Here is a 23,545-nt window from a genome sequence, read left to right as displayed (position 1 = left end):
ATAAATAAGGAACAGGAATTTAGTTTGCAAATCAATAAAAAGGGACACCATGAAAGAAGAATTGGCCATTTGTTATAGCTGTACAAACGAAAACTGTTTTATAAAAAAACACCTTCACTTAGAGCAAATGAAGCAGTATGTTGCCAAAAAACACAGCTTCGTATGCAAAAAATCGCATCAGTTTATTATTGAAGGCGCTCCTATTCAGGGACTTTACTTTATCTGCAAAGGAAAAGTAAAAACAGTCAAAACCGGCATTAACGGACGTGAGCAGATTGTTCGCTTAACCAAAAACGGAGACACAATTGGATTTCGTGGTTTTGGTACCAGCAAGCGTTATTTAATTGGCGCATACGCTCTGGAAGATACTGTTTTATGCAATTTCAGTAATGAAACGATGATGGAAATACTTCAAAATGTTCCTGAATTTACGTATGCCCTAATGTTATTTTATGCTGATGAATTAAACAAAAGTGAAAACAACATTCGAAAAATTGCACACATGAATGTTCGGGAACGCATAATTGATTTACTCTTATATATCCATCGTAAGTTTGGTCAAACCAATGGTTTAATAGAAATTGAACTTTCCCGAAAAGAAATCGCTGACTTCGCCGGAACTACTGAAGAACAGGCAATTCGCATACTCTCAAGTCTTAAAAAAGAAGCGCTTATAAAAACAGTTGGCAAAAGAATCGGCTTATTGGCACTTCCAAAGCTACAATCTGAAATAATGGAACATAAATATTTCTAATAAGATCTAAGTAGTTTCTCAAAAAAACATTTCTTCTTCATAAAATCTCCTTTTTAAGTAGTATCAATAATCACTTAGAAATAATTCTACGTATATTTCTAACTTATTTGGCTTTTTGCACTCAAAAAAGCGCTTTAAAAAGATTGTTTTTTATTTAAAACAAACTCTATTTTTCTCAAAACATTAGTTAAACTTCAAAAGACAATATTTGTAAAGCCTTGTTATGACTTAGTTATTTTAAATTTTCTGCGATAACACAGTAAATAAATTGATTTTAAAACGCTTTTTTCAGCTGAAAAAAAATGTTTTGATATGGTAAAAGCGCACTACTTAAGTATTAATACGTATGTAAGTTTGCTTCATACTAATCAAAACAAATAACCATGTCTACATTAACTAATCTGATATTAAAGAATCAAAGCCAGAAAAAAGAAAGCCTTTTTAACTCAAAACTTTCAAAAACAATTTTATTAGGAATTGCCATTACTTGTTTAGGGAAATTTGAAGCGAAAGCACAATTTACACTTACAGGTCAATTAAGAGACCGTGTTGAAATGCGTGCCGGACAAGGAACACTACAGCAAAAGGGAGATAAAGCAGCCTTATTTACAAGCCAAAGAACAAGATTATCAGCAGGATATACAGGATACCGTTTTAAAATCTACACTTCATTACAAGACGTTCGTGTTTGGGGGCAAGATGCTTCTTCAATCAACAGAACAACTACTGAGGCTAATAACGGAATTTTATTGCACGAAGCCTGGGCAGAAATTTCATTAGTAGATACCTTAAGTACTATTCAGAATTTCTCGGTAAAGGCAGGACGTCAGGAAATCTCTTATGATGATCAGAAAGTTTTAGGAAGCTTAGACTGGCTGCAGCAAGGAAGACGCCACGATGCAATCGTTTTTAAATATGCAAACAAAGGCTGGATTGCAGATGTTGGGGCAGCTTTCAATCAAAATAAAGAAAATAATACCGGAACAATTTATAACGGAACCAATTCAGCTTATGGTGCAGGAACAAACGGAATTGGAACGATGTACAAATCATTTCAATATGCTTATATAGGTAAGAAATTCTTCTTTGGTGATTTGTCTTTTCTATTCTTTAAAGATGATTTTAATAAATATACCAACGTAACAGCCGGAACTCCTCCTGTAACTACAAAGGTAAATGGTGAAGGGGTTTGGAGCAGAAACACAACCGGAATTTACTATAACGTAAATGCAACCCGAAAATTAAATTTCATGGGAAGCTTCTATCATCAGGGCGGTCATGACAAGGACGGAAGGTCTTTAAGTGCCAACATGGCTTCTATCACATCAACGTATCAGGTTGGAAGAAAATTATTCATAGGGCCCGGAGTTGATTATTTATCTGGTGATGACGGAACAAAAACCGTAACTACTACTTCTGATAATAATCGTTTTGATCCACTATACGGAACGCCTCATAAATTCTGGGGAAGTATGGATTATTTTTATGCAGCCAATGGATTCGGAAAACAAGGTTTATTAAATTATTTCTTCAAAATAAAATACAATGCCAAAGACAATCTAAGTTTCTTTTTAGATGTACACGGTTTTGAATCGGCAAACAAAATAACTAATGGCGCAGGCGGTAAATTAAACTCTTATTTAGGTACCGAAGTTGATTTAACGGTAAGATACAATCTAACCAAAATTATCAATTTTGAAGCGGGTTACTCTATCATGAAAGCAACAAATTCATTGGCTTCTGCACCTGTTAAAAATGTCGCCAATGCAGATTTAACGCCACAGTTTGCTTATGTAATGCTAAATATCAAACCAAATTTCCTTGCAAAGAAATAATTGAATAAAATAACTTTTAAAACTATTTAAAATGAAAAAAGGACTCATAAATACAAAAATGCTATTGACTTTATTATTAGTTATTATAGCTTTCTTCACAGAAATATCCGCTCAGAATGACCCTGTAAAACTAGGATTTATTCCACTAACAGACTGCTCGCCAATTGTTATGGCAAAAGAATTGGGGTTGTTTAAAAAATACGGCGTTGAAGTAGTCGTTACCAAAGAATCTTCATGGGCAAATGTTCGTGATAAAATTTTAACCGGAGAATTAGACGGAGCGCACTGTCTGTATTCAATGCCATTTTCGGTTTACACAGGGGTAGGAGGAAAAGCAGGTTCTGAAATGAAAATCGCCATGATGCTAAACGTAAATGGTCAGGCGATTACACTTTCAAAAGATTTTTGCGGAAAAGTTGGTTTCAAGCAAATGAATAAAGTAGCGCCGGTTGTAGCAGCAAAATTAAAAGCTGAGAAAGAAGTGACTTTCGCCATGACTTTCCCGGGAGGAACGCACGATTTATGGTTGCGTAACTGGATGGCAATTGCAGGTGTAAATCAAAAAACTTCTAAAATTATTACGATTCCGCCTCCACAAATGGTAGCGAATATGAAAGTTGGTAACATGGACGGTTACTGTGTTGGAGAGCCTTGGGGAGGAGTTGCCGTAAAACAGGGAATTGGCTTTACACAAGTAGCATCTCAGGATATTTGGAAAGACCATCCTGAAAAAGCTTTGGTTGTCAATAAAGAATTCAGTGAAAAACGCAGAACAGATCTTGTAAAAGTAATGAAAGCAGTTTTAGAAGCTTGTATCTGGTTAGACAATCCGGCCAATCGTAAAAAAGCAGCTGCCATAATCGGAAAAGCGCCTTATGTTAACGCTCCTGCAGATGTGATCGAAAACAGATTAATGGGTAATTATGATTTAGGTTGTAATCAGGGTACTCAGGTTTATTCTAAAGATTATATGCTGTTTTACAAAGGCGGAATGGTAAATTATCCTCGTAAATCACATGCAATCTGGGCAATGGCACAATATGTACGTTTTGGGATGTTAAAAGAAGCACCAAATTACAAAGCTATTGCAGACAAACTGATTTTACAGGATTTATACGAAGAAGTTGCCAAAAGCATGAAAGTAAAAGTACCAAATGATGATATGAAACCTTTCTCTTTAACGATGGACAAAACGGTTTTTGACCCTTCAAATCCTGCAGCTTACCTAAAAGCAGTTAAATAATAAAGTTCTTTTTATTCCCGTACATAAGTTTGTTTCTTGCCACAGATTTAATGTCTTTAAAACATTATCCTTTAAGCCTACTTAAAGTTTTAATCTGTTAGAATCATTTTAGCTGTGGCAAAATTTACTTACTCGGGAATTCATAAATCTAATTTCTAAATTTAAATTACAATATCATGTCTGATAAAGATACCTTAACACTAAGTGCTGTTTCCGGTCAAGCCGAAGTTTTGACACCAGGCACTTCAAATGATTCCGTAAAAAATGACAAAATAAAATTGATTATCAGTCAATTTGCAGAAAAATTAAAATCGACTGTATTCGCAGGAATCGGAGTTCTTGTTTTTATAGGCTTTTGGAGCTTACTCAGCATTTATACCAAAGATGCCCTTCCTGGACCTTTAGCAACTTTTACCGTTTTAAAAGAAATGCTAAGCGATCCGTTTTATGATTACGGACCAAACGACAAAGGAATCGGGTTACAATTATTCAATTCAATCAAAACTGTTTTAACCGGATTTTTGCTGGGATCTTTAATAGCAATTCCAATTGGAATTCTGATGGGAGCCAGTACTATTTGCAAACAAATTTTCTACCCGATAGTACAGCTTTTAAAACCGGTTTCACCATTGGCTTGGTTTCCAATTGGGCTTGTTGTTTTTAAAGATACCGGAATGGCGACTATTTTTATTGTTTTCATTACCTCATTATGGTCCACTTTAATCAATACTTCATTTGGAGTGGCTTCGATTCCCCAAGATCATAAAAATGTAGCAAAAGCATTCGGCTTTTCGAAAATGCGTTATTTAACCAAAATTTTGATTCCGTATAGTTTGCCTCATATTATTACCGGATTACGTTTGAGTATCAGTGTAGCCTGGCTGGTAATTGTTGCAGGAGAAATGCTTTCGGGTGGTGCAGGAATTGGATTTTTTGTATGGGACAGCTGGAATGCCCTAAGCTTAGAAAAAGTAATCTCAGCCATTATCATTATCGGAATCGTGGGGCTTCTTTTCGATAAGTTATTCACTTTTATTGAAAGTAAAGTGGCTTATAAAGCCTAGAAAAGGTTCTGAGTTTAAAAGGTTGCAGATCTCAAATCTTTCAATCATTAAATTTTTCAATCATTAAATAAAAACATCATGAGTTATTTAGAAATAAAAAATTTAGAAATATCATTCCCAACACCAAAAGGAAAATACATTGCAGTTCGGGATATTAATTTGTCTATTCAAAAGGGAGAAATAATCTCCATTATCGGACATTCAGGATGTGGAAAATCAACTATAATGAATGCCATTGGAGGAATGTTAACTCCAACGGGAGGTTCTGTTGAATTGGCTAACAAAAAAATAAAAGGACCAGGACCGGATCGCGGAATCGTTTTTCAGAACTATTCGCTTTTACCTTGGTTAACTGTCGAAGAAAATATTTTTCAGGCTGTTGATTCGGTTATGAGTATTTCTAAAAAAGAAAAACACGAAATCGTAATTGAGAACCTTAAAATGGTGAATCTTTTTGAGCACAAAGACAAATTACCAGGACAGCTTTCAGGCGGAATGAAGCAGCGTGTTGCTATTGCAAGAGCCTTCGCTATAAATCCGGGCGTATTGCTTTTGGACGAACCATTTGGTGCTTTGGATGCTTTAACAAAAGGTTCGATGCAGCTTGAAGTATTAAAGTTATGGAACTTAAACAATCGCGAAAAAACCATCGTTATGATTACACATGATATCGAAGAAGCATTATTTTTATCAGATAGAATTGTGGTTTTGAATAACGGACCAGCCTCTACTATCCGCGAAATTGTCGAAGTACATCTGCCAAGACCAAGAAATAAAATTGAAATTGTAAAAACCTCTGAATATATCGATTTAAGAGATCGTTTATTGCACTTGTTAACAGATAAATTCTCTATTGAAGATATGGGAATGGTATATAAAAGCTAGTTCTCACTTATTTCTCAATAACATATCCTTGTAATAAATGGCATTACAAGGATTCTTTGATTAAAAAAGAAGCCAGGAAATATTTCAATAACTCAATCCCGAAACTATGACAAGTACTATTTTTGATTTCGTTGGAGACAATTCCGGCGAATGGCAAGTTACTTCAATGACAGCCTACAAAGGCAATCCTATCGAATCTGTTTCACATTTGACTAAAGTTCCTTTAGGAGATTTGAGTCAATCTGAAAAAGGAATCTGGTCTTTTAAAGGAATTATCAGCAATTTGCGTTACACTGAAAAAGAAGAAAAAGACAAATTAACTTCAATTCAGGAAGACCTTGGGAGAAAAAATGCTACCCTCGCAGCCTTTATTCCGATTCGAAAATCAGAAACCTGGTGGAATCTGGCGCAAGACGAACGCAGAAAAATAATGGAGAGTAAATCGAAGCATACCCAAACCGGAATGAAATACCTGCCTGCTATTGCCCGAAAATTATTCCACTCGAGAGATATTGGTGAGGCATTTGATTTTTTAACCTGGTTTGAATATGCTCCAGCTGATGCAGAAGCTTTTGAGGAACTTTTAGACACTTTAAGAAAAACCGAAGAATGGACTTATGTTAATCGGGAAATTGACATTCGATTAATGAAAGTTTAGTAGAGACGTACAATTGTGTCTCTATTTGCTATTTTATTTTTCTCCCAACAAAACGAATTACAGAACCTTTTCCGTTATGAAACAAACCTTCGTTCAATTCAATTTCTTTTTCTTCCAATTCGATGATTTCATAATCCGGAAAATCAGACTGAATTTCTTCAATTGAGAATAAGGATTCAATATCTTTTGGACCGCCTACTTTATCATCCTTCGCCAGATATTCAATATGTTTTTTACTGAAGGCTTCAAAAATTATAATTCCGCCTTTGCGTAAATACTGGTGCAGTGTTTTATGAATAGCCGATTTTATTTCTGCCGGAAAATGTGCATAAATCAGAGCAATTGCATCAAATTGTTCTGTTCGATAATCAAGAGATTCTAATTCCCCAACCTGATAACCAATCATTACATTATTAGCTTCCGCCAGTTTAATTGCTTTGTTTTTCCCTTCGGCACTAATATCAAAAGCATCAGCCTTCCACCCTATTCTGGCTGCAAAAACAGCATTTCGGCCTTCGCCTTCTGCCGGGAAAAGGACAGTTCCCGGATTTAATTTTCCGAGTTGTTCTTTCAGGTAATTATTAGGTTCTTCGCCATACGCAAATTCTTCTTTGCTGTAGCGGTCATCCCATCTTTGGGTCCAAAGGTTTGTCATGTTATTGCGTTTATTTTTATCATACACTACTCGTTTTAGTATTATGAAAATAAAAGTTTTAGGAAGATTTTTATAAAATCGTATTTTACTATTTACCAGCGAAGTTATAATTTTAAAAGTATAATCTACACGAAATGCGGATATAATATCTGACAAAAAAGATGTTTTATCCGATATTTTTTTATCTTTGAGATTAAGACTTTTTAATCTAAATGGCTTTATCTTTGAGCCATTAGAAAATTGATACTCGTTATGGAACAGAAAATACATCAGGGAAGAAACGTAAAACGTTTTAGAGAAATGCTTAACATAAAGCAGGAAGCATTGGCTTATAATCTGGGTGAAGACTGGAACCAAAAGAAAATTTCTATGCTGGAGCAAAAAGATGTAATTGAAGACAGTTTGCTGAAACAAATCTCTGCTGTATTGAAAATTCCTGTTGAAGCTTTTCAGAATTTTGATGAGGAGCAGGCGATAAATATTATTTCTAATACTTTTTATGATGAAGCATTCATCGGTAATTCTGGTGGTACTTATAATGTTAATCCATTGCAAGAAATTTTAAAGCTTCACGAAGAAAAAATTGCGTTATACGAGCGTATGTTGAAAGAGAAGGATGAAATGATGGTAAGACTTGAAAAATTGATTAATAAATAATTTCCGAATAATTTTTATTTACCACTAACATTCAACTAATTAGCCTTAAAATTAATTAAAAGAGACAGGATTTACATATAAAATCTGTCTCTTTTTTTTGTTTTAAATACAACTACATTTCTTTTTTATAAGAAACACGCTATATTTTTTTATCTTATTTTATAATAAATTATTTACATTTGTTTTTCAACTATTTTAATAAATGAATAATTTTAGAAAGTATAAAGTTCAAAAAGGCGAGACAATAGAAATAATTGCAGCAAAGATTGGAATGCCAGCTTTTGATGTAAGAGCTTACCACAATAGATATTGTGAATTATCCGATTTAGTAGAATTAGGTCTGCCTATAAAATGGGCAGAATATATATTACTACCTCCATTAGAGGCTGACACAGATGCTCAATTAGCCATCAATATTCCTGAAAAAATCAAATTAGGTGAGAACAATTGTTTACGTTTAACTTTTGAAAATGGCCTAAAGAAGAAGTACGGAACTATAATACTGTATAAAGAGAATAATCAATTAATAAATAAAGTCCATTTTACATCACAAATTGAGTTTTTAAAGAAATATAATGATTTTTCTATTGTAGAATATCAGATTAATCAGGTGTACATAAACAATAAAGAGCCAGAAATGGTTATTGAACAATTAGCAGATAAAACTTCAAAAATACTCTATCCAATAGTGATGAGTTTGAATAAGAATGGCGAAATACACGAAATACTTAATATTGAAGCGATCCAAAAGAGATGGGAAATACTGAAACCTTCTATTCTTGAATATTATAAAGGTGGTGATATTATAACCAAGTTAATTTCTTCGTTTGAAAGAAGTATTCAATCAGCATCACGATTGAAAAGAAATTTAGCCGAACATCCTTTTTACACTATTTATTTTGCATCTATATATCAAAATTACTTGCCTGATTTGTCGTTTACAAATAATGATTCTGAATTAGAAACATTCCAAAGTATTGATGAATTCCAGAGTACAACATCAAAAATACTTGTTAGACGTAAAGGAATTGTAAGATCGAAAGTGAATTTTGAAGAAAATTTACAGTTACAAAATAAGCTACATAATGATACTTCGCAAAATACAGAAATCAATTTAGAAAAAGAAGAATTTCAAATTGGAAAGTTAGAAGAAAAAATTCATAATAACATGGATTTTCAATACAAACTAAACCATACTAATAACAGTATATTTTCTATTGTTGGTTTTATAAATACAAGAAAAAATAGTAAAACAATATCTACTGTGGAGTTTGAAACATACGAAAGAGTAAAGAAAGAAGAAAAAAGGGAGGCACAAGTCCCAATATCAAAAGAAATAGATTGGAACGCCGAAATTATCAATGAAAAGATGATAACGAAACGAGGATTTTGGGATGGCTTTTGGGGTAATTAACAGATGTAATAAAGTAAGAGCAAATTAACTTTTAAATTTTTACATAATCATGGAAGATTATATAGTCGTAGAAAGTGCTACAATGCAATGCAAATATGGAAGTGTAGAATCAAGTTTTCTAAATTCAGAAGATCATGGATTTAAGATTGAGGATAAAAATCCTATACTTGATAGCAATGTAAATATTTGCGATTTTATTTTCTGCTGTCTTCATAAAAAGGCATGTGAATTTGAGACATTAGAAAAAAAATGGCTAAATACCGCAAATAGTGGAACCGCAGAAGGGAAATACATTACGACAAAATCAGTATTGCTTTGCAAACAAGGTGGGGTTATATCAATTGTTAATTCCGGACAAGACTGTATTATTGAAAAGGCGGGTACGTTGAAAATTGTCGGTCTTAAATAGATTAATTTTTGCAAAATATATTTAATAACTATCAAAAATTATAATAATGAGTGAAGTACATTTAGTTTGTCAAGGAGCAATTTGCAAGTGCCAATTTGGTACAGCACCAGATACTTTGAAAGTAAAAACACAAAAAAAACATTATATAAATGATTGGGAAGCTAAATCAAAATTAACAGCAACCAATAAAGATATAGGACAAACTTTTGAAAAAAATACTTTTGGAAGTTGCTCGAAAACCAACAACAGTCCTTGTTCTCCGGCAATTACTAAATGGGACGGCTTTTATGATAAAGTTACTTTGAGTAATAGTGGCAAGCCTTTATTAGAAGATAGTAAAGCAACTTGTGCTGTAGCAGGAAGTGCGTGTATTGAAATCATAAATAATGGACAGATATGTGAAGTTACCAAGCAAAACATTAAAAATTCTGATCCCGAAATTATTAAGGTGATTAATCCGGCAATGAGTTTAAATATTGATGAAGTTGGAGAATTGCAAATACCAAATCTGTAAAGAAAATGAGCTATAACAAATTAAATATAATTCCAGTATTAGAAAAAGGGCAGACTTATAATGCCTCAACCGGAACCCTTATTTTAAATAATGAAGGTTCTATTTTCGTCACTATCAAGCAGTATCAAGAGGATGAAAAAAAAATAAAAGAATTAGAAAAAAAGAAGAAAAGTTCACTTGAATTTGCCAGACAAAAATGGGAACAACATGCCAAAGAAGGATGGAGTAAAAGAAAATTAGACGAAAATTACGAAGCTAATATGCAGGATTGGGAAAAATTGAATAAAGAATCCCAAGCTCTTATTGAGAAATATGAAAATATAAATTGGTGCTGGCAGTTGGTTGGTAATAAACTAGACCACAACACTTTGTCTCATAATCAATCCTTTAGTAAAGGTATTTCTCAAATACAAAGTTTAGGTAAACAAAAGGTTGCTTTCCCAGCTCTTTTAGTTGGAGGTGGAATGGCATGGCTTGAGGCATTTCATGAAAAAGAAGGTGCCATGGGAAAAATACCAAACGGAGTTTACGTAAAAGCAAAAGGGACACCAAAAATATTGCGAACAGAATGGACAGATTTTAGTTATCAGCCAATTGTTGAGACTATTGGTTTTATGTCTAAAGTAATATTACATATCTATACGTCTGGCATGTATGGGCAAGAAGTAGAAATAAAATTAATAGATCGTGATTTGTTTACTGGTAATGATGAGTTGAATTTCTCAGGTCAGTCAATTTTTGTTAGAGAAGTAAATGTATTAAAAGTAAAGAAAAACGATATTGGCAAGGTAGGGGTTTCCGACTTGTTAAAAAGTAAAGAGAATACAGCTGACAATATCCAATATACTCAAAAAATAGAAGTAGAAGTATTAGTTGAAGCAATTTGGGAGAAGGAAGGCGGAAAAGAATTGAAAATATTTCCTATTATAAAATCAATTCAAGATGATATTTATTTTGAAAATTTTGAGCGAAGTTATTTAAGTATTGCTAAAAATGGTTTAATTCTTACAGCTCCTAATGAAGTAAGTAATAAAGTTGCTGTAGTTGGAGCAGTAGAAACAAATGAAAGTGCTTTTCATCCTTGCCAATACACAGAAATAACATTAGAATATGAGAAAGATCATAAAACGGAAGTATTGGAAATCTTCAAAGAAACACCTGGAGTAAGTTACAATTCGAATATCGAAATAGGACTAATTTTAGGATCAGATCCGAAGATTTTAAAAGTAAAAACTGATAAAAATAGCAATACCGATGAATGTAGATATACAGATGATAGAAATCATGGAAACCAAATTCATATTGACAATAAAAATGATTTGACTAATTTTAAGCAAACTGAATTGATAAATAGACAGCTAAGTTTTGAATCTTGGTTTGAGTATGATAGAAATGACATGTCAAAGTACTTTTGGTTATCAAATACTTTTTCTAAAAATAGTTTTAACAAGCTGATCAAAGTTAATGTTCAATCTTGTAGGCATCAAAAATATATTAATTTACATGTTTTACCTGACATTGAATGGGAATTAGCATTTCTAATAAGCACTGGTGCTGGCTTTAGAGTTAAGGCAGATAAGAGCATTTTAACTAGAGCCCAGCAAAGTTTAGGAGATTATCAAGCTAAGGGAATAAAAGTAGAACAATTAGGAAAAATTATTGAAAAGGGAGGAATTGGGTATTCTTTGGTAGTAAAATATTCTATAAATGGAGGAGCTTATGTTGAACAGGTATCTTTAGAATTTGTTAAAAATATTGAAAAAATTATTGGTACATATAATCTCATTTTTAAATGGATATCCATTTTTAATACAGGCGAGGCACCTTTATCAGCAGCAATAAAAACTGGAAATTTAGATAAAATAACTTTTGACATTGATCCTCCAAGTGTCGTTTTTTTCTTAAAATGGAAATATGATTATGCTAAAAAAAATAAACAGGCTGTAATTAATTTCACTGGAGGCGCTGGCTTTAAACCATTAATAGGAATTAAAATAGGTGTTGATTTAGTAGCAAATGCATCTAAATTTGGAGGATTAGTTGGTTTAATAATTGAATTTTTAGCAAAAACTATTAAAACAATAGCGAAGGTAGATTTGTATATAATTGCCGAAGTTGGATCTTCTATAGCCTATGATGAAAGTTTATCTTATAATGAAATCGATGGTTTTGATCCGGCAATGAAAACAAAGATAACTGTTGATATTAACTTCTCATTTAAGGCAGGAATAAAAAGAAAAGATATAGTATTTATAGCAAATACTCAAAGGATTGTTGATAACACAATCCCTGTCAATGAAGCTGAACAAGAAGCATTGAAAATTGAAGGTGCTATATCTACAGGAGTACAATACACTAAAGAAAAGGGATATGATTTAGGAAAAGGAGATTATTCTAAAACCAAAATTATTTGGCTTGGAGCAGAAATGACTATAACTGTTGTAACATTGAATACAAATAGAAAAATGAATGCGCCGCCAAATGATCAATTTAAAAAGAAGTTTAATGTATTAAACCGTGAAACTCTTAGTGACAATGGTAAAGAATATACTAAACATGAAGGTTAATATCTATTCAAAAGGAGAGTGTTTAATATATGAGTCATTAAATATTCAAACTATAATAAACTATAATTGCATAAGTTCTATTATAATCTATTACATTGATGATTCGATATATAAAAATCGAGTAGATCTATATTTAGAAAGTCCTGTTGAGTACAAACTAATTAAGAAAAGCTTACTAAATAGAATAGTTTATTTTTTCTTTTTAAATGTACGAAGAGATAGATTACATGTAGAAATAGATGATGATGCCAAGAATTTAAAACTGTTGTTTAAAGAATTGGAGGAAAATTTAAGATTAATTAATTCAGATATTAACTTTGATCAAAGTATATTATGGGAAACATTTGATAGCGGTTTTAATTTCCAAAAGATAAAATTACTATACAGTAAGAATAAAAAAAGTTTACAAGAGATTTTAGATAATCATAATCGAATTATTTATCAATAGAACGAATAGATAAAATAATTGAGTTTTATAATTAAAATAAATTAAGAAATAATGTTGAAATTAGATGAACCATTTTATGAAATGGAGATTAAGACAAGTGGATGTTTAATAGAAATATTAATTAATGATTTTCCAGTTTTTAGCAATTATGAAAATGGAGGAATGGCTGTAGATTGGCCTCTTAATGATGCTATTTTGAAGAGCGATACTTATTATTTTAAAATTACAGTTTTACCTATCGAAACAGGGAAAAATATTTTAAAGCAAGCTACAGTTGATATTAAAATATTTGTAAAAGAGGCAAACAAACAGTTCTTAGGAAGAAAACAAATTTATGAAATGCAAACAATAGACTTTAAAAATAAAGATTTACCTATTTACTATTATCAGGATAAATTTATTGTTGAAGTTCCTTATGAAAATAAAGGTTGGTCAAAATCTATTGATTTATCAAGAGAAAAAGAAGAATCTTTATTTCAACAGCTTACAATTGAAATAGAAAATATTAAAAATTTATTAAAAAGCAAAAACATTAAGCATTACAAAGACGTGTATAAAGATCGTCTAAATGAGCATAATACTAGTTTTTACTTGACCCAAACTGAAATTATTGATAATGAAGATTCATTTTTTTATGGTTTGCCAGAAAATTTCAGGTCAATTGATATTAAAAACTATAAACTTGTTTTTTATGGGAACAACAGATTAGTAGGTCTTAAATCAATTGGGCAACCGGCTGGATTTGTTTATGAATCTGATAACAAAGATGAATATGGTTTTACTGAGATGATTTTATTTCATAGGAAAGAAGAAGGAACTCCACTAATAGTAATACGATGAGAAAAAGAAAATTTATTAATCGGATAGTACTAGTAGTGGTATTAATAATCTTTGGTTTATTTTTTTTTATTTTCCCTCTTGGTCTAAACGACTTAATACGAATTAATAACAATATTGTTATTGAAGGTAATAAAATCCGCAAAAATATTCCTGATATATTAAGAGATCCAGAATATGTGAATAAATGGCTTAAAAACAGTAAAACACCGGAAAATTTAAGGTGTTATATTCTTTAGACGAGAATAAAATTACACGATTTAATAAAAACGCTTACCAAAATATTTTTATAACATTTAACAATGATCTAAAAGGAACAATAGCTGGTGTAGATACACACATAGAAAGTTTTAATTATAAATTATTATCAACAAAGAATGATGCTGAAGAAAATCTTCAAATCTTGATAATTCATACAAGAAATCCTTATGTTAATATTACATACAATTACGATTATTCAGAAGTTAATTTTTTTAAAAAAACGGTAGACAAATGGTTTTTTATATTAAACTCAAATTATAAAAAAGACGAAGTTAGTTCTATTGCTAATGATTTGAAATCTATAATTGTAAAAGAAGAATAGTTTTTTTATTAATTCAGATAAAATCTTTTTTTGATTATCCGTTTTTAGTCATAACCCTGTGATGCTTGCTATTACTAGCCTGTCGAATAATTTTTCCTCAAAATACCTCCTATTAAGCTTGTAAACGAACTCATTTAGGTATAATTGAAGATATTTTCCTTTAATTTTATGGAAATTTCCTAGGAAATTTCTTTTTGCATTACTAATTGCAATATGAACCCATCTTAAAGTTTCTGTGGTTGTTTCTTTATTGGATTTTTCAGTTATATGAATTTCTACATATTCTGCAATGTCTATATATGAAGTACTCTTGTCTGTAAAAAGGATACTTTTTTCAGAAATAGATTCCTGTATAGTTTGATTTATTTGCTCCGATGTATGATCCGTTAAAACCTTTGCTTTAAAATACCTGCACTGATTTGATTTTTCACCCGTTTCTATATCTTCTAAAACGGTAGATTCTGCCATAATTGCAACGTTAGATTTCCCAACAGCACCACGTCCACGAATTCCTTTTTCTTGTTCTATTTCAGTAGATTCAATTGTAAAATAACCCTCGTCAAATTCAATCATTCCTTCCAAAGTATAGCGTGCATCTCTATTTCCCATTGCTTTTCGAAGTTTATGAACCATAGACCAAACTGGCTCGTAACGTTTCAATCCCAATTGTTTTTGAATTTCTTTACTCGAAAATCCTTTTTTTGTTGCCGTTAATAAAAATATAGTTTTGTACCAAACCAAAAATGATAAATTCGAACTTTGCATTATCGTTCCACTACGTAATGAAATTCGACTTCTACATTTTTTACATTCATAGCTCCATCTGCTTTTTATCCAAAAATGTTCTGTGCTTCCGCATTTACATTGAACTCCGATCTTATCTCTTTCTTCTTTAAAATGAAGTCGGCAAGATTCTTCGCTTCCAAAATTTGCAGTAAAATTGAATATATTCATCGCTTTTTTTTATCAAAAATAAGGCTTTTTATTCAATTATGAGTAATTACGGATAATCAAAAATCTTTTACATAAACTAAATCAAAATATCGTCTTTCAGTAAATAATCTCTGTTTTGAATCTTTCTCAAACTAAAAAATTACAATATAATCCAAAATGCTAAAAGAGAAAATTAAATTCGAAGAAGTTGATTTTGTAAAAAAAACATTTAATAAAAGTTTATGGAAATCATTGTTTATAATGCCTTTTATTCTAGCTTTTCTGTTGCTGCCAATTTATTTTTTAATCTTCTTTATTGGCTTATCACTATTTGACAATCATCTGGACAATTTATTAACCATATATTTTATTTCTGTTTTAGGATTAGTAATTCTAAATTTTTTATATGGAAGATTTATTGTCAATAAAAGAATTACTAATCAAGAAATCTATAAAATAACAGAAGACTTTATTGTTCAAAGAAAAGATAATTATACTTATACTTCAGATTCCGTTTCAGATAGTCATTATTTTAGATTATATCTTATTAATGAAAATAATCAAAAAAAAGGAATTTATATAAATGAGGAAGATTACAAAAAAGTAAAAGAGAACCAAGTTATAACAATTACTTATTTTGAGATAGTGAATATTATTATAAAAGCTATTTGTAATAATCACGAGTTGGAATATTCACGTTTTTTCTCAAGAAGAAATTGGAAATTGTGGTAAACGTCACGTGAGATCACTGTGAAATAAATAAGTGCGAAAATCGAAAGCCGAACTAGATTTTTTTAAGATGAAAACAATAAAAATTACAGAAGATGAGATGATTTTTGTTAGTAGCGCATTTAACAAAAATGCCAAAAAATCTTATTTTATTATTATTTTTTTATTGTTCTTTTTTTGTTCATTTCTTTATTGTTTATTTATCAATTGGGTAGAATTTCTATTTATAAAAATTATAATCATAATTGTATTATCATTTATAGGATTTCTGATTTTTAATTCCATATACAGCATCATTTCTCTGAATAGAAAAATCAATACCTGTAATATTGATCGTATAGAGGCTGAATTTCAAGTGCAAAATAAGGATATCCTCACATATACATATGAGACGTCTTCTAATTCAGAATACTTCAAGATATTTTTAATTAATACTTTCAATAATGAAAAGAAAAGAATTTATGTGGAACAGGAAGATTATAGGAAAATTAAAGAAAAAGATTTAATAAAAATTATATATTTTGACAAAGTTAATATACCCTATGAAGCAGTTCATAATGATAAAAAAATGAAGAAAGTTAGTTTTTTTTAACCCGATCGCGCGGATTTATAATCCGTACCCGTCCCTTTGTTGGCACGGAAAAATTTCCGTGCAATCGCTGAGCATAACTACGCGATCGGGTTAGCCATATTGCAATTTCAAACTATTGGGTTTCCATTAGATAAATAGTAGACAGTTAGATAAAATATCGTTTGTCCAATCTTAACCAATAAGTTTTGTCATGCCACTATTTACATCTATTTCTGCAAAATTGTGTTTTCCCATTACGATAAGTAGTTTGTTTGTATTGTATCCTACATATCTTATTTCAGGATTCCCTACTTTTGGTTCTCCACAAACAGAAATTACATTGGTTTGCCATTTTAATTTGCTTCTTTTGTAGGCAGATATTGTTTGCAGGTCATTTTCAACATAATAAATAATGTTGTTTTTTTTAATTCCTCTTTTTTGTGTTTTTGCAAAATTTATTTCTGAATTTTTTGAAATTAAAGCATCATTTAATTTTTCAGCAATACCCGTTTGAGTTACAAAAAAGGTTAACATAGATAATTTTAGAAATGGTTTCATCAGGATAGAATTTGGGGTTCATAATCGGCTCAAATATAACTAATTAAAGCATATAATATGCTTTTAGTAAGTCAAAAAAAATACCCTTTTTCTGAAACAGAAAAAAGGGTAAAATATGTAAGTAAATTTCGGATAAAAACGATTTGTTTTAGCTAAAATTCTTAGATTCAGTGACAATCATAGGTAACTAATCCTTTATTCCAATTTTAAAACCTTTAATATATTCCACAGGCTTTTTTCCATCATACAGCATATTATCAATAAATTCTGTAGTTGCAGGCTTATAGCCATCTGTTACAGGAATTTCTGCTTTTGTTAAAAATCCTTCTTCTAATAATAATTTGGCGGCAGTGTTCCAAATTTCGGGTTTATAGACCTCTTTGATTTTAGTATGATACCATTCATTTGTTTTGGGTTCTGCAATTTGTCCCCAGCGCTTCATTTGAGTCAAAAACCAAATCCCATCAGAATAATAAGGATAAGTGGCATTGTATCTAAAAAAAACATTGAAATCAGGTATAGATCTAACATCCCCTTTTTCGAATTCAAATGTTCCCAACATCGAATTATCGATTACTCTTTTTTCTCCGTCTACATAAGCCGATTTTGACAGAATACGGGTTGCTTCTTTTCTGTTCACAGGGTCATCCAGCCATTTTCCTGCTTTAATCAATGCTTTTGTAATTGCAATTGTAGTATTTGGGTATTTTTCGACAAATTCCTTCGTCATCACAAATACTTTTTCAGGATGGTTTTTCCAGATTTCCCTGCTTGTAACAACCGGCACCCCAATTCCCTGATCAACAGCCTGCTGATTCCATGGCTCTCCTACGCAATAGGCGTTTATAGTCCCTGCCAGTAATGTTTCCGGCATTTGTGGCGGTGCTGTTATATTCAACAGTACATCTCCGCCTGTCGTTCCTTTACTTCCCTGAATATTATTGTTACTATAAAATCCCGGATTAATTCCTGCGGCAGCAAGCCAATAGCGCAATTGATAGTTATGATTCGAATAAGCAGATACAACTCCAATCACAAAAGGTTTGTTTAGTTTTTTATAAAGGTTTAAAGCCGGCATAAGCGCACTTGCAGGTATTGGATGTACCGGTTTGCCATATTCCTGTGGAATACTATCCACAATTTTTGACCATACATCTTTTGAAACCGTAATAGCATTTCCGTTCAAATCCATAGAAAATGTTGTAACAAGAGCTCCTTGTCGTCCACAGCCAACTGCAGCAGCTATGGGTTGTCCGGCCAGCATCTGTGCACCATCAATTTGCTGATCTAATACTTTATCTAAAATATCTCTCCAGTTGGCCTGTACTTCCAGCTTTACATTTAAGCCTTCAGCTTCAAAAAAACCTAAATGTTTTGCAATTGCCAAAGGAGCCATATCGGTAAGTTTAATAAATCCTATTGTTACATTTGGCTTCTCAAGAACAAGTTTTTTTGTTGTTGGAGGATCGGTTAATAGAAATTTAAAAGATGTACTATTTGTATTTTTGCCTTTAAAACTAAAAACAATAAAGAGTACAATAATAAGCGTAGACAATCTGAGTAATGTAGGTTTCATACTGGCTGATTTTTGGTTAAAAAATAAATTGGCATTTACTCTAAAAAAAGAGTACTGAATTATTTCCTCAAAGAAATAATTAGCAGAAAAACGACATCAATCGTTTAGGAGATAATTTTATAAAAAAAGAGTTTTTGAAATTAATCAAAAACTCTTTTTTTAAGATTCCTTTTACAGTGGTTATAAAAAGGAGAAAAAAATAGAACACTTTTGGCTTCAGCCTAATTCAAATAACTAAATAACTAAGAATTAAAAAAAATATAAAAGTTTACTGTCTATCAATTACTTTTGACAAAACAGGTTGTTTTTCGTTCATTATTTTGGTAATTGTATAATGCATCCAAATCAAACAAATAACAGAAAGAAGAAGAATAAAAATCCAGGAGCTTGACCAGATTCCAGTTGCGGTTAATAAGTATCCAAAAATAATTGGACCAAAGAACCCTCCTAAACCACCAATCATACCTACCATACCGCCAACAACTCCAACTTCTGTCGGAAAATATTCAGGAATGTGCTTGTAAACTGCTGCTTTCCCTATTCCCCATGAAATTCCAATTAAAATTACCAATACCAAGAAAACCCACATATTGGCATCAAACTTAATTACAGTAATTCCTTTTGCAAGTAATTCTTTTTTCTTTACGGTTTGATTTTGTTCTACAACTACCTGCTGCCATGATGTACTGGTTGGAAAAATAGCACTTTCATCTGTGATTTCCTTTTTCTGAGCTACAGCAAAATCTGTTTCCCCAATTTTAATATTTTGATCAGAAACTGAAGTAATTATTCCTTTTTTAGTCGCCAAAACTCCAGGACCCGTTGTCGTAATTTCCATTTTTGGAACCATTAACAAAGCACTCAAAATAACAGAAGAACTCAACACACAGTACATTACTTTTCGGGCTCCGTACTTATCTGACAAGTAACCTCCAAAAGCCCTGATGACACCGGATGGCAAGCTAAACATTGTAGCAAATAATCCACCCATTACCAGACTCGTTTGGTAAACGTTCATGAAATTTGGTAACAACCATTGGGAATATGCAACAAAACATCCGAAAACTAAAAAGTAATACGCTCCAAAACGCCATACACGGGCAGACTTTAAAGAGCCCAACATTTGTGAAACACTTTTTGTATTGTTTTCTATTTTTTTGTTTTCTGCGAATAACAAAAAGGCAACACCAATTACAACTAATGCAACTGCATAAATAACAGGAAGAATTTTCCAGCCGTTTTGTGGATCCTCTATAGAAAAATGATTTAATAGCGAAGGAGCTAAAAAAGTAGTAATTGCAGCTCCGGCATTCCCCATTCCGAAGATTCCTAAAGCGCGTCCCTGCCATTCTTTTGGATACCAAATTGAGGTGTATCCAACCCCTATTGCAAAACTTGTTCCTACCATTCCGAACAAAAAGCTTAATATAGCAAACATTAAAAAGCTGCTAACAAAAGGCAATAAAAATAAAGGAATAGAACACAGTAATAATAATAATGAAAATACATATTTTCCACCAAATTTATCCGTAAGAATACCCATTGGCAAACGCATCACAGAACCGGTTAATATCGGAATTCCAAGCAACCAGCCTACCTGAACAACGCTCCAGTTAAAGATTCCGTTATCTACTAAAAAAGTTACTAAAACTCCATTTAAGGTCCAACATGCAAAACACACTGTAAATGCCAATGTGTTTAAAAATAAAATTTTGTGTGATTGCGATAATGAATTTGTATTTGTCATGGTACTTATATTTTTTTTGGTAAAAATAAGTACTAAAACGTAGTTAAAAACTGCGAAAACGCAGTTTTTGAAAAATATTTACGTAATTATACGTAGTTTTTTATAATAATGAATATTCAGCAGCTTTATTAGAAAGTTCCATTAGGTTTTTTACTTTTAATTTTTTCATCAAATTAAAACGATGTACCTCTGCAGTACGTTTGCTTATATCTAAAGCTTCAGCAATTTCTTTATTGCCTTTTCCGGATAATAAAAGTGTCAAAATTTCTTTTTCTCTCTTTGTGATCATCATTTCTTCTCCAAAATTTTGTTTTGGCTCTGCAGAAAGTGATGAAGTTGTTAACTGACTTATTAAAATAGAAGAAATATCACCGCTAAAATATTTACCTCCATTGGCCACGGTATGTAAGGCTTTCAAAAATTCGTCTTTACTGGAACCTTTTAACAAATACCCGTCAGCTCCTGCTTTTATAGACTTTAATACATACTCCTCCGATTCGTGCATAGAAAGCATGATAATTTTTACGTTGTTACTATCGCTTCTAAGTTTTTCTACTACTTCGATACCGGTCAGGTTAGGCATGCGAATATCTACTATAAGTAAGTCCGGCTTATGGGCATCAACAACATCAAGTGCATCGGCACCATCAATTGCTTCACCTACAACCTCTATGTTTGCTTCATTTTCAAGTAAAGATTTAATTCCATCTCTTACAAAAACATGATCGTCTGCTAATACAACACGAATAATATCACTCATATTCTACTTAATTTTAATTCTGAACTTTTACGTATATTCATCTATAACGAACCGCTAAGATACGTAATTTTTAAATTAAGAAATTAGTTAATGTGAAAATGTGTCAATTAGGTAATTAGATAATTTCATAGTGAATCAAATTTTGGTGTTCTTGAATTGTAAAATAAAAAACAGTCTAAACTTTATTATGATTTAAGAAACATACTTTTAATTGAAAATGAAAAAGTTACGTTATTAATTATATAAAATATCTATTATCACATTTTTCCAATTATCTAATTGGCACATTTCTCTAATTGACTAATTATCTATTTTCGAAATCGGGATATTAAAAGTAATTCTAGTTCCTTCTCCCAGAATAGAGTTAATAAATACACGACCGTTTATGTATTGAATTCTTTCATTCATAAACAATAGCCCCATTCCGGACTCACTGTTTCGTTTTTTATCTACGCTTGTCTTATCAAACCCTTTTCCGTTGTCATCAATTATAATACTTAGTAAAGTCTCACTGTGAGAAAGCTGCACAATAATATGGGTGGATTCTGCATACTTAATAGCATTATTAATCGCTTCCTGAGTCAGACGATAAATATTTATTTCAATTAAAGAATCCAGTCGCTGGTCAAAATCGGTTTTGTTGTAAAACAGTATTTCTTTTCCTGTCAATTTAGAAAGCTCCTGAGTCAATTTTGCAATTGACGAAACGATTCCGTGGTCACTTAATTCGGGTGGCATCAGGTTAAAAGTCGCCGTTCGGACGCCTTTAATAATATCGAGTGATAATTTTTTCAGGTATTCTATTTTCTGTGCCGATTTCTCTTTGTCATCCAGGTTAATACTCTCCAGACTAAATTTCAATCCGGTTAACATCTGCCCTATTCCGTCATGAATTTCTTTGGCAATACGGTTCTGCTCATTTTCCTGATTTTCAACGATTTTACTCGAAATAATCTTTTGCTGATTAATTTTTTCGGTACTGTTTTCAATGTTCAGGCGTTCTACTTCTCGTTGCGCTTTTTTACGTTCTGTTATATTAAAACAGACAATTAAAAGCTCTAGTTCATCTTTTTTAATCATCACCGGAACCATCGACAAATCAAGCCAGATAGTCTGATCTTCTCGATTGACAATTTTAATTTCGCCCTGCCAACCGCTTCTTTGTTTCTCAAAAATAATGCGGTCGATATTAAGCTGTTCCTTTTCATCAATCGTTAGAACCTGCGAAAAAGTTTTATTCGAAGAAAATTTGGTATAGTTTAAAAGTTTTGCGAATTTTTCACCTACGTGAATGATAGAACCATCGGGTGCAATGCGGCAATAAAGCAACGTATTTTCCATCGCATAATTTAGCGATTTGAGTTCTTTTACCGAATTCTCCTTGATTTCACTAATAATTTCGGTATCGTAGGCAAGTTTTAAAGCTTTCTTTTGAGAAGATAAAAGCTTAGCAATAAGCTTTTCAATTTTTTTGTTGGTAGGTCTAAAGATAAAAAAGAATTCGAGAATCAGCACCAACAATGTAAATCCGAAAATCCAATATTCCGTTTTGCGCTGTTCAGTGACTTTTTGATGTGCTTCAATGTCATACTGGCTAACTATTTCATTCATTTTCGAAAGAAAAATACTTTCATTTTTCAAAATAACAGCTACCAGTTTTTGATTGGCTTCAGGATTGTTTTTTTGTTCTAAATTAAGAAGAAACAATTCTGTTGTTTCAACAACAGCTGTAAAATTAGGTTTTATCTGAAAGTATAATTCATTTAGCTTCTCGCTTTTTTCTTTTGGAAAAGCAAGACTGTCACTTCCATTTTCTAAAGCATCCTGATTAATTTTCCAAAGTGACAATAAATTTCGAAGATGGGCAATTTCCTTTTTTGGAGAAGCATCAGAAACAAAATTTAAAATTAAAACTTCCTTGGTAATTCTTTGACTCAGCATTCTTTGTTTACCGGAAATATTGATAATTTTAGAATCGCTAAGCTGCTGTTTTAAGTTATATTGAATTAAAAGCTGACTTAAAATAATGGTTATGGCAATAGTCCAGAGTGCAAAAAAATACAAACGTCGTAAATTTTTGAATGTAATTTTTTCTGCAACTTCCTGATTGCCTTTTTTCATTCGAAGATAATATTTGTTTTTAGCGGA

General features: G+C 31.6%; 23 protein-coding genes. 16 read left to right on the top strand and 7 right to left on the bottom strand.

Going from position 1 to position 23,545, the window contains the following annotated elements; all coding sequences use genetic code 11:
- The first annotated feature begins 49 nt into the window (after positions 1 to 49).
- The 6 genes from BXU10_RS10880 (at position 50) to BXU10_RS10855 (ending at position 6,439) form a co-directional block, all read left to right on the top strand.
- Complete coding sequence (locus BXU10_RS10880; protein WP_078227351.1) at positions 50 to 754, top strand: Crp/Fnr family transcriptional regulator; 705 nt, start codon at positions 50 to 52, stop codon at positions 752 to 754.
- 383 nt (positions 755 to 1,137) lie between these two features.
- Entirely contained in the window at positions 1,138 to 2,589 is a 1,452-nt protein-coding gene (locus BXU10_RS10875; RefSeq protein ID WP_078227350.1) for an alginate export family protein, read from the top strand.
- A gap of 31 nt (positions 2,590 to 2,620) precedes the next feature.
- Positions 2,621 to 3,832 carry a CmpA/NrtA family ABC transporter substrate-binding protein gene (locus BXU10_RS10870; RefSeq protein ID WP_078227349.1) on the top strand — a complete coding sequence of 404 codons (1,212 nt, stop codon included), beginning with the start codon at positions 2,621 to 2,623 and terminating at the stop codon, positions 3,830 to 3,832.
- Positions 3,833 to 4,008: 176 nt separating this feature from the next.
- Entirely contained in the window at positions 4,009 to 4,896 is an 888-nt protein-coding gene (ntrB, locus tag BXU10_RS10865; protein WP_078227348.1) for a nitrate ABC transporter permease, read from the top strand.
- 78 nt (positions 4,897 to 4,974) lie between these two features.
- Entirely contained in the window at positions 4,975 to 5,781 is an 807-nt protein-coding gene (locus tag BXU10_RS10860; protein WP_078227347.1) for an ABC transporter ATP-binding protein, read from the top strand.
- Between the two features lie 106 nt (positions 5,782 to 5,887).
- Positions 5,888 to 6,439 (top strand): chlorite dismutase family protein, encoded by a 552-nt coding sequence (locus BXU10_RS10855; RefSeq protein WP_078227346.1) that lies wholly within the window; start codon positions 5,888 to 5,890, stop codon positions 6,437 to 6,439.
- Positions 6,440 to 6,467: 28 nt separating this feature from the next.
- On the opposite strand, the gene BXU10_RS10850 is transcribed toward BXU10_RS10855, so the two are convergent.
- Positions 6,468 to 7,094 (bottom strand): bifunctional 2-polyprenyl-6-hydroxyphenol methylase/3-demethylubiquinol 3-O-methyltransferase UbiG, encoded by a 627-nt coding sequence (locus tag BXU10_RS10850; protein WP_078227970.1) that lies wholly within the window; start codon positions 7,092 to 7,094, stop codon positions 6,468 to 6,470.
- A 252-nt stretch (positions 7,095 to 7,346) separates the two neighbouring features.
- On the opposite strand from BXU10_RS10850, the gene BXU10_RS10845 reads away from it, so the two are divergent.
- The 8 genes from BXU10_RS10845 to BXU10_RS10805 all read left to right on the top strand — a co-directional run bounded on the left by BXU10_RS10845 (position 7,347) and on the right by BXU10_RS10805 (position 14,523).
- A complete protein-coding gene (locus BXU10_RS10845) occupies positions 7,347 to 7,751 on the top strand; it encodes a helix-turn-helix transcriptional regulator (RefSeq protein WP_078227345.1) in 405 nt (134 codons plus the stop codon).
- Between the two features lie 202 nt (positions 7,752 to 7,953).
- The gene (locus BXU10_RS10840) at positions 7,954 to 9,165 is read left to right on the top strand and encodes a hypothetical protein (RefSeq protein WP_078227344.1); all 1,212 of its coding nucleotides are present in this window, start codon (positions 7,954 to 7,956) and stop codon (positions 9,163 to 9,165) included.
- Between the two features lie 49 nt (positions 9,166 to 9,214).
- Positions 9,215 to 9,574 carry a PAAR-like protein gene (locus BXU10_RS10835; RefSeq protein ID WP_078227343.1) on the top strand — a complete coding sequence of 120 codons (360 nt, stop codon included), beginning with the start codon at positions 9,215 to 9,217 and terminating at the stop codon, positions 9,572 to 9,574.
- Between the two features lie 46 nt (positions 9,575 to 9,620).
- Positions 9,621 to 10,088: a DUF4280 domain-containing protein gene (locus tag BXU10_RS10830; RefSeq protein ID WP_078227342.1), complete on the top strand. Its 468-nt coding sequence runs from the start codon at positions 9,621 to 9,623 to the stop codon at positions 10,086 to 10,088.
- A 5-nt stretch (positions 10,089 to 10,093) separates the two neighbouring features.
- Positions 10,094 to 12,655, top strand: coding sequence for a hypothetical protein (locus BXU10_RS10825; protein WP_078227341.1), 2,562 nt, complete (start codon positions 10,094 to 10,096; stop codon positions 12,653 to 12,655).
- Entirely contained in the window at positions 12,645 to 13,103 is a 459-nt protein-coding gene (locus BXU10_RS10820; RefSeq protein ID WP_123921978.1) for a hypothetical protein, read from the top strand. The genes BXU10_RS10825 and BXU10_RS10820 overlap by 11 nt, the downstream gene beginning before the upstream one ends.
- A 51-nt stretch (positions 13,104 to 13,154) precedes the next feature.
- Positions 13,155 to 13,943, top strand: a complete 789-nt coding sequence (locus BXU10_RS10815) for a hypothetical protein (RefSeq protein ID WP_078227339.1) — start codon at positions 13,155 to 13,157, stop codon at positions 13,941 to 13,943.
- Between the two features lie 220 nt (positions 13,944 to 14,163).
- Positions 14,164 to 14,523, top strand: coding sequence for a hypothetical protein (locus BXU10_RS10805; RefSeq protein ID WP_078227337.1), 360 nt, complete (start codon positions 14,164 to 14,166; stop codon positions 14,521 to 14,523).
- Positions 14,524 to 14,571: 48 nt separating this feature from the next.
- Here the strand turns inward: BXU10_RS10805 and BXU10_RS10800 are convergent, their stop codons facing one another.
- Positions 14,572 to 15,477, bottom strand: coding sequence for an IS1595 family transposase (locus BXU10_RS10800; protein WP_078226492.1), 906 nt, complete (start codon positions 15,475 to 15,477; stop codon positions 14,572 to 14,574).
- Positions 15,478 to 15,633: 156 nt separating this feature from the next.
- Here BXU10_RS10800 and BXU10_RS10795 point away from each other — a divergent pair, with 156 nt between their 5' ends.
- Both BXU10_RS10795 and BXU10_RS10790 read left to right on the top strand, forming a co-directional pair.
- Positions 15,634 to 16,188 (top strand): hypothetical protein, encoded by a 555-nt coding sequence (locus BXU10_RS10795; protein WP_078227336.1) that lies wholly within the window; start codon positions 15,634 to 15,636, stop codon positions 16,186 to 16,188.
- A gap of 67 nt (positions 16,189 to 16,255) precedes the next feature.
- The gene (locus BXU10_RS10790) at positions 16,256 to 16,777 is read left to right on the top strand and encodes a hypothetical protein (RefSeq protein ID WP_078227335.1); all 522 of its coding nucleotides are present in this window, start codon (positions 16,256 to 16,258) and stop codon (positions 16,775 to 16,777) included.
- A gap of 171 nt (positions 16,778 to 16,948) precedes the next feature.
- On the opposite strand, the gene BXU10_RS10785 is transcribed toward BXU10_RS10790, so the two are convergent.
- The 5 genes from BXU10_RS10785 to BXU10_RS10765 form a co-directional block, all read right to left on the bottom strand.
- Positions 16,949 to 17,314 (bottom strand): hypothetical protein, encoded by a 366-nt coding sequence (locus BXU10_RS10785; protein WP_078227334.1) that lies wholly within the window; start codon positions 17,312 to 17,314, stop codon positions 16,949 to 16,951.
- A 187-nt stretch (positions 17,315 to 17,501) separates the two neighbouring features.
- On the bottom strand, positions 17,502 to 18,890 hold the full coding sequence (locus BXU10_RS10780; protein WP_078227333.1) for a CmpA/NrtA family ABC transporter substrate-binding protein: 1,389 nt from the start codon (positions 18,888 to 18,890) through the stop codon (positions 17,502 to 17,504).
- Positions 18,891 to 19,158: 268 nt separating this feature from the next.
- A complete protein-coding gene (locus BXU10_RS10775) occupies positions 19,159 to 20,637 on the bottom strand; it encodes a nitrate/nitrite transporter (RefSeq protein WP_078227332.1) in 1,479 nt (492 codons plus the stop codon).
- A gap of 100 nt (positions 20,638 to 20,737) precedes the next feature.
- Entirely contained in the window at positions 20,738 to 21,397 is a 660-nt protein-coding gene (locus BXU10_RS10770) for a response regulator transcription factor (protein WP_078227331.1), read from the bottom strand.
- A gap of 300 nt (positions 21,398 to 21,697) precedes the next feature.
- Positions 21,698 to 23,518 (bottom strand): ATP-binding protein, encoded by a 1,821-nt coding sequence (locus tag BXU10_RS10765; RefSeq protein WP_078227330.1) that lies wholly within the window; start codon positions 23,516 to 23,518, stop codon positions 21,698 to 21,700.
- Between the last annotated feature and the right edge of the window lie 27 nt (positions 23,519 to 23,545).

The organism is Flavobacterium sp. LM4, from assembly GCF_002017935.1.
In the GTDB taxonomy this organism is placed as follows: domain Bacteria; phylum Bacteroidota; class Bacteroidia; order Flavobacteriales; family Flavobacteriaceae; genus Flavobacterium; species Flavobacterium chungangense.
This window is presented reverse-complemented; position numbering and strand designations above follow the sequence as displayed.